The organism is Promicromonospora sp. NPDC060204 (genome assembly GCF_042728455.1).
In the GTDB taxonomy this organism is placed as follows: domain Bacteria; phylum Actinomycetota; class Actinomycetes; order Actinomycetales; family Cellulomonadaceae; genus Promicromonospora.
This window is the reverse complement of record NZ_JBHWZO010000273.1, coordinates 1-7,924: the sequence shown is the minus strand read 5'-3', so window position 1 is coordinate 7,924 and position 7,924 is coordinate 1. Positions and strand designations below refer to the sequence as shown.

2 protein-coding genes are annotated in these 7,924 nt (G+C 67.1%); both read right to left on the bottom strand.

Translation table 11 applies throughout. The annotated features are described in order from the left end of the window. Window positions 1-70: 70 nt before the first annotated feature. Window positions 71-3,955, bottom strand: a complete 3,885-nt coding sequence (locus tag ACFWEJ_RS24595; protein WP_377231808.1) for a DNA-directed RNA polymerase subunit beta' — start codon at window positions 3,953-3,955, stop codon at window positions 71-73. Between the two features lie 77 nt (window positions 3,956-4,032). Beyond that, on the bottom strand, window positions 4,033-7,545 hold the full coding sequence (gene rpoB / locus ACFWEJ_RS24590) for a DNA-directed RNA polymerase subunit beta (protein ID WP_377231807.1): 3,513 nt from the start codon (window positions 7,543-7,545) through the stop codon (window positions 4,033-4,035). Window positions 7,546-7,924: the final 379 nt, after the last annotated feature.

Below are 7,924 nucleotides of genomic sequence, written 5' to 3'. Positions count from 1 at the left end.
GCCCGGCTCCGCCCGGGACGAACCCGTGCGGAGCAGGACAGGCGCTCTACCTGACGGTCAGAGGATCAGGTCAGCGGAAGTCGCCGAGGTCCAGGTCCTCCAGCGGGATCGCCTCGCCCGAGCCCATACCGAGGGTCGGGAAGTCGATCTCGTCGTAGCCGAAGCTCGGGTAGAGCTCGGCCTTGGCCTGCTCGGTGGGCTCGACCTCGACGTTGCGGTAACGGGGCAGACCCGTACCGGCCGGGATGAGCTTACCGATGATGACGTTCTCCTTGAGGCCCAGCAGCGGGTCACGGCGACCGCTCATCGACGCCTCGGTGAGCACCCGGGTGGTCTCCTGGAAGGAGGCCGCCGAGAGCCACGAGTCGGTGGCGAGCGAGGCCTTCGTGATACCCATCAGCTCCGGACGGCCGGCGGCCGGCTGGCCACCCTCCGACACGGCCTTGCGGTTCGCGTCCTCGAAGCGCATGCGCTCCGCGAGCTCACCCGGCAGCAGCTGCGAGTCACCCGAGTCGAGCACGGTCACGCGCCGCAGCATCTGCCGCACGATGACCTCGATGTGCTTGTCGTGGATGTCCACGCCCTGGCTGCGGTAGGTCTCCTGGACCTGGTCCACCAGGTGCGTCTGCGTGGCACGCGGGCCGAGGATGCGCAGCACCTTCTTCGGGTCGACGGCACCCTGCACGAGCTGGGTACCGACCGTCACGTGGTCGCCGTCCGCGATCTTCAGACGGGCACGCTTGGTGACCGGGTACTTGATCTCCTCGCCACCGTCGTCCGGCGTCAGCACGAGGTGACGCGTCCGCTCGGTGTCCTCGATCGTCACGCGACCCGTGTACTCCGCGATGGGCGCCTCACCCTTGGGGGTGCGGGCCTCGAAGAGCTCGGTGACACGCGGCAGACCCTGCGTGATGTCCTCGGCGGCAGCCACACCACCGGTGTGGAAGGTACGCATCGTCAGCTGCGTGCCCGGCTCACCGATCGACTGCGCCGCGATGATGCCGACGGCCTCGCCGATGTCCACGAGCAGACCCGTGGCCAGGGAGCGGCCGTAGCACTTGGCGCAGGTACCGACACGGGACTCGCACGTCAGGACCGAACGGACCTTGACGTTCTCGATGCCCGCGGCGATGACCTGGTCGATGATGACGTCGCCGGCGTCCGACCCGGCGGTCGCGATGACGTTGCCGTCGGCGTCCACCACGTCGGTCGCGAAGGTACGCGAGTAGATGCTGGTCTCGACGCGGTCGTCCGGGACGAGCGAGCCGTCCGCGAGCTTCTCCGCGACCGGCAGCGTGAGGCCACGCTCGGTACCGCAGTCCTCCTCGCGGATGATGACGTCCTGCGAGACGTCCACCAGACGACGGGTCAGGTAACCCGAGTCGGCCGTACGGAGGGCCGTGTCGGCCAGACCCTTACGGGCACCGTGCGTCGCGATGAAGTACTCGAGGACGGACAGGCCCTCACGGTAGTTGGACTTGATCGGACGAGGGATGATCTCGCCCTTCGGGTTCGCCACCAGACCGCGCATACCGGCGATCTGACGAACCTGCATCCAGTTACCACGAGCACCCGAGCCCACCATGCGCATCACGGTGTTCCGCGCGTTGCTCTCGAGGTTGACCCGCATGGCCGACGCGACCTTGTCGGTCGCCTGCGTCCAGATCTCGATGAGCTCCTGACGGCGCTCGTCGTCGGTGATCAGACCCTTGTCGAACTGCTGCTGGACCTTGAGGGCCCGAGCCTCGTGCTCGTCGAGGATCTCGCCCTTGACGGTCGGCGCGGCGACGTCCGAGATGGCGATCGTGACGCCCGAACGCGTGGCCCACCGGTAGCCGGCGTCCTTCAGCGCGTCCAGCGCCGCGGCCACCTCCACCTTCGGGTAGCGCTCGGCGAGGTCGTTGACGATCGTCGACAGACGCTTCTTGTCGGCGATCCCGTTCTCGTACGGGTAGTCGACGGGCAGCGTCTCGTTGAAGAGGTACCGGCCGAGGGTGGTGTCGAACAAGAGCTGCTGCCCCTGCTCCCAGCCCTCGGGAGCCTCGAAGTCCTTCAGCGGCGGCACCAGGTCGGACATCCGCAGCCGGATCTTGGCGTTGATGTCCAGCTCGCCCCGGTCGAAGGCCATGATGGCCTCGGCCACGGAGCCGAACGCACGCCCCTCGCCCACGGCGCCCGGACGGTCGCTCGTGAGGTGGTGCAGACCGATGATCATGTCCTGCGAGGGCATGGTCACCGGACGGCCGTCCGACGGCTTCAGGATGTTGTTGCTCGAGAGCATGAGGATGCGGGCCTCGGCCTGCGCCTCGGCGCTCAGGGGCAGGTGCACGGCCATCTGGTCACCGTCGAAGTCGGCGTTGAACGCGCCGCAGACGAGCGGGTGCAGGTGGATGGCCTTGCCCTCGACGAGCTGCGGCTCGAACGCCTGGATACCCAGACGGTGCAGCGTCGGCGCACGGTTCAGGAGCACCGGGTGCTCCGTGATGACCTCTTCGAGCACGTCCCAGACCACGGGACGCGTGCGCTCGACCATGCGCTTGGCGCTCTTGATGTTCTGCGCGTGGTTCAGCTCCACGAGCCGCTTCATGACGAACGGCTTGAACAGCTCGAGCGCCATCTGCTTGGGCAGACCGCACTGGTGCAGCTTGAGCTGCGGGCCGACCACGATGACCGAACGGCCCGAGTAGTCGACGCGCTTGCCGAGCAGGTTCTGGCGGAACCGGCCCTGCTTGCCCTTGAGCATGTCGGAGATCGACTTCAGCGGACGGTTGCCGGGGCCCGTCACCGGGCGACCACGACGGCCGTTGTCGAACAGCGAGTCGACGGCCTCCTGGAGCATCCGCTTCTCGTTGTTGACGATGATCTCCGGCGCGCCCAGGTCCAGGAGCCGCTTGAGGCGGTTGTTCCGGTTGATGACGCGGCGGTACAGGTCGTTCAGGTCCGACGTCGCGAACCGGCCACCGTCGAGCTGCACCATCGGGCGCAGGTCCGGCGGGATGACCGGGACGGCGTCGAGCACCATCGCCGTGGGCGAGTTGGTGGTCGTCAGGAACGCGTTCACGACCTTGAGGCGCTTCAGCGCACGGGTCTTGCGCTGGCCCTTGCCCGAGCGGATGGTCTCGCGCAGCGACTCGGCCTCGGCGTCCAGGTCGAAGTTCTGCAGGCGCTGCTGGATCGCGTTCGCGCCCATCGCACCCTCGAAGTAGGTGCCGTAGCGGTCCTGGAGCTGGCGGTACAGCATCTCGTCGCCCTCGAGGTCGGCGACCTTGAGGTTCTTGAACCGGTCCCAGACCTGCTCGAGGCGGTCCAGCTCCTGGTCCGCGCGCTTGCGCAGCTGAGCCATCTCGCGCTCGGCGGAGTCGCGCACCTTGCGGCGCGCGTCAGCCTTGGCACCCTCGGCCTCGAGCTCGGCCAGGTCGGCCTCGAGCTTCTGGGCGCGGGTGTTGATGTCGTTGTCCCGGCGGTCGGAGATCTCCTTCTTCTCGAGATCGATCTCGTTCTGCAGGTTGGGCAGGTCCTCCTGGCGGGCCTCGTCGTCGACCGACGTGATCATGTAGGCCGCGAAGTAGATGACCTTCTCCAGGTCCTTCGGTGCCAGGTCCAGCAGGTAGCCCAGGCGGGACGGCACACCCTTGAAGAACCAGATGTGCGTGACGGGGGCGGCGAGCTCGATGTGGCCCATGCGCTCACGGCGCACCTTGGAACGCGTGACCTCCACACCACAGCGCTCGCAGATGATGCCCTTGAAGCGCACGCGCTTGTACTTGCCGCAGTAGCACTCCCAGTCGCGGGTCGGACCGAAGATCTTCTCGCAGAAGAGCCCGTCCTTCTCCGGCTTGAGGGTGCGGTAGTTGATGGTCTCTGGCTTCTTGACCTCACCGTGCGACCAGGCACGGATGTCCTCGGCCGTGGCGAGGCCGATACGCAGCTCGTCGAAGACGTTGACGTCGAGCAAGGTGTCCTACTTCCTGAAGTTCTCGAAAATCCTCGGGTGTCCAGGCCCGCGCCCGCTCGCACGGGCGCGGCCTGGTATCAGATCTCGTCGACGCTGGAGGCGGCGTTCGGCCGCCGGGAGAGGTCGATGCCGAGCTCCTCAGCGGCGCGGTACACCTCGTCGTCGGACTCCTTCATCTCGATGGAGACACCGTCGCTCGAGAGCACCTCGACGTTCAGGCACAGCGACTGCATCTCCTTGAGAAGCACCTTGAAGGACTCCGGGATACCCGAGTCGGGGATGTTCTCGCCCTTGACGATCGCCTCGTAGACCTTGACACGGCCCGGGACGTCGTCGGACTTGATGGTGAGCAGCTCCTGGAGCGTGTACGCGGCGCCGTACGCCTCGAGAGCCCAGACCTCCATCTCACCGAAACGCTGACCACCGAACTGCGCCTTACCACCCAGCGGCTGCTGCGTGATCATCGAGTACGGACCGGTCGAGCGCGCGTGGATCTTGTCGTCGACCAGGTGGTGCAGCTTCAGGATGTACATGTAACCGGTGGAGACGGGCTCCGGGAACGGCTCGCCGGAGCGGCCGTCGAAGAGCTGCGCCTTGCCGTCCTGGTTGACCATGCGCTGACCGTCACGGTTCGGCAGGGTCGCACCGAAGAGACCGCGCAGGGCGACCTCCTCCAGGCCGTCGAACACCGGGGTGGCGACGGGGCGGCTCGGCTCGCTCTTGTGGGCGACCTCGGGAAGGCTCTCCAGCCACTCCCCGCCCTTGTCCTCCGCGAGGGAGACGTCCCAGCCCTGCTTGGCGATCCACCCGAGGTGGGTCTCCAGCACCTGGCCCACGTTCATGCGGCCCGGCACACCCAGCGGGTTCAGGATGACGTCGACCGGCGTGCCGTCCTCGAGGAACGGCATGTCCTCCTGCGGGAGGATCTTCGAGATGACGCCCTTGTTGCCGTGGCGGCCGGCCAGCTTGTCACCGACGGTGATCTTGCGGCGCTGCGCGATGTAGACGCGCACCAGCTGGTTCACGCCGGCGGGCAGCTCGTCGCCGTCCTCCCGGTTGAACTCGCGCACCGCGATGACCGTGCCCTGCTCGCCGTGGGGCACCTTGAGCGAGGTGTCGCGCACCTCGCGCGCCTTCTCGCCGAAGATCGCGCGGAGCAGGCGCTCCTCCGGGGTCAGCTCGGTCTCACCCTTGGGGGTGACCTTGCCGACCAGGATGTCGCCCGCGCCGACCTCGGCACCGATGCGGATCACGCCGCGCTCGTCGAGGTCCGCGAGGACCTCCTCGGAGACGTTCGGGATGTCCCGCGTGATCTCCTCCGGGCCGAGCTTGGTGTCGCGCGCGTCGACCTCGTGCTCCTCGATGTGGATCGAGGAGAGGACGTCGTCCTCCACGAGGCGCTGCGACAGGATGATCGCGTCCTCGTAGTTGTGACCCTCCCACGACATGAACGCGACCAGCAGGTTGCGGCCGAGCGCGAGCTCGCCCTCGTCCGTCGCCGGGCCGTCCGCGAGCACGGAGCCGACCTCGACCCGCGCACCCTCGTCGACCAGCACGCGCTGGTTGTAGCTCGTGCCCTGGTTGGAGCGCACGAACTTGTGCACGCGGTACGAGCCCGTCGTGCCGTCGTCGTTCGCCACGAGCACCAGGTCGGCCGAGACCTCGGTGACCACACCGGGCTTGGTCGCCACGATGACGTCGCCGGCGTCGACCGCCGCACGGCGCTCCATGCCGGTACCGACCACGGGGGCCTCGGACCGCACCAGCGGCACGGCCTGGCGCTGCATGTTGGCACCCATGAGGGCGCGGTTGGCGTCGTCGTGCTCGAGGAACGGGATCAGGGCCGTCGCGACCGACACCATCTGGCGCGGCGAGATGTCCATGTAGTCGACCTCGGCACCCGGGATGTCGTTGGTCTCGCCACCCTTCGTGCGGACCAGGACGCGGTCGAGGACGAACGTGCCGTCCTCGAGCAGCGGCGTGTTGGCCTGCGCGATGATGTAGCGGTCCTCGTCATCGGCCGTGAGGTAGTCGATGTTGTCGGTGACCTTGCCGTCCTCGACCCGGCGGTACGGCGTCTCGATGAAGCCGAACGGGTTGATGCGACCGAACGACGCGAGCGAACCGATCAGACCGATGTTCGGACCCTCAGGGGTCTCGATCGGGCACATGCGGCCGTAGTGCGACGGGTGGACGTCACGGACCTCCATGCCGGCGCGGTCGCGGGACAGACCACCCGGGCCGAGCGCGTTCAGACGCCGCTTGTGCGTCAGACCGGCCAGCGGGTTGTTCTGGTCCATGAACTGCGACAGCTGCGAGGTGCCGAAGAACTCACGGATCGACGCGACGACCGGACGGATGTTGATCAGCGTCTGCGGCGTGATGGCCTCGACGTCCTGCGTGGTCATGCGCTCGCGAACGACGCGCTCCATGCGGGACAGACCCGTGCGCACCTGGTTCTGGATGAGCTCACCCACGGCGCGGATGCGGCGGTTGCCGAAGTGGTCGATGTCGTCGACCTCGACGCGCACCTCGACGGGCTGGCCGTTGCGGACGCCGTCCATGGTGGTCTTGTCCGCGTGCAGCGACGCCAGGTACTTGATCGTGTGGACCACGTCGGTCAGCGACAGCGTGGACTCGGCCAGCTCCGCGTCGACACCGAGCTTCTTGTTCGCCTTGTAGCGGCCGACCTTCGCGAGGTCGTAGCGCTTCGGGTTGAAGTAGAAGTTCTCGAGCAGGGCACGACCGGCCTCGACCGTCGGCGGCTCACCCGGGCGGATCTTGCGGTACAGGTCGACCAGGGCCTCGTCCTCGGTGTGGACGTGGTCCTTCTCGAGCGTGTCGAGCACGGACGGGAAGTCGGCGAACTGCTCGCGGATCTCCGACTCGGTCATGCCGAGGGCCTTGAGCAGCACCGTGACGGACTGCTTGCGCTTGCGGTCGACGCGCACGCCGACGGCGTCGCGCTTGTCGATCTCGAACTCGAGCCACGCACCACGCGAGGGGATGATCTTCGCGGAGAAGACGTCCTTGTCGCTGGTCTTGTCCGGGGTGCGCTCGAAGTACACGCCCGGGGAACGCACCAGCTGCGAGACGACGACGCGCTCGGTGCCGTTGATGATGAAGGTGCCGCGCGCCGTCATGAGCGGGAAGTCGCCCATGAAGACCGTCTGGCTCTTGATCTCACCGGTGGTGTAGTTGACGAACTCCGCGGTGACGAACAGCGGGGCCGCGTAGGTGAAGTCCTTCTCCTTGCACTCGTCCGCCGTGTACTTCGGCGGCTCGAAGCGGTGGTTCGAGAAGGAGAGAGACATCGAGGAGCCGAAGTCCTCGATCGGGGAGATCTCCTCGAAGATCTCTTCCAGTCCGGAGGTTTCCGGGACATCATTACGACCAGCCGCCTTGGCAGTTTCTACCCTGCCCTGCCAGGCTGGGTTACCAAGAAGCCAGTCGAAGCTCTCGGTCTGCAGGCCAAGCAGGTCGGGGACCTCGAGTGGCTCATAGATCTTTGCGAAGGAAACGCGACGGGAAGCGGTACGGTTCGCAATGGCTTCGGCGGACGGAGCTGAAGGGGTGCGCGAGGCAGCCAAGAGGGGTCCTTCCCTGCAGTTCGGGTGAACGCTGTACGCTCTGCGGTGCTGCAGGATGCTCTGCCGGATTCACCGGTCACCGGTGGGCATCCCCTGAGCGGGGATGCGACCAGGACTTTCGGGAAGCAGGGGGAGGCGTCGAGGGCACACGCGGGCGCAAAGCGCTAGCATACCTATCTGGTTCTAGTATGTCCAGTCGCCCTACGTCCTGCACGTCGAGACTGTGGGAATCCTCGAATCGTTGCGTATCCGCACTGCCGCGGCGTGGCGGCTGGACGGGGCGGCGCAAGGCGGTTCAACGGGTGCGCCGCGGGTGATATTCCCGCACGACCTGGCCGGATGGTCTGCGCACGCGAGAGGCCCGCACCCCGAGGGGTGC